This window comes from Methylobacterium sp. D48H (assembly GCF_053345715.1).
In genome coordinates, this window is the sequence record NZ_JBKFAP010000135.1 from 1 (window position 1) to 316 (window position 316).

The 316-nt window shown below is 67.4% G+C and carries 1 pseudogene; it reads left to right on the top strand.

Annotated features, from left to right (window positions below):
• Positions 1-300 (top strand): annotated as a pseudogene (locus ACLBX8_RS31820) (flagellar type III secretion system pore protein FliP); the annotation flags it as partial.
• Positions 301-316 lie beyond the last annotated feature (16 nt).

Below are 316 nucleotides of genomic sequence, written 5' to 3' on the forward strand. Positions count from 1 at the left end.
CTGAAGCTGTTCCTCGACCTCGCCAAGGTGCCGACGCCGAAGGGCCCCGAGGATGTCGGCCTGGAGATCGTCACGCCGGCCTTCATGATCTCGGAGCTGCGCCGCGCCTTCGGGATCGGCTTCCTGCTGTTCATCCCGTTCCTGATCATCGACCTCGTGGTCGCCTCGGTGCTGATGGCGGTCGGCATGATGATGGTCCCGCCGGCCACGGTCGCCCTGCCGTTCAAGCTGATCTTCTTCGTGCTGGTCGACGGCTGGACCTTGGTGGCCGGCTCCCTGGTCCAGAGCTACGGCGGCTGACGGCGGCCGTGCCGGG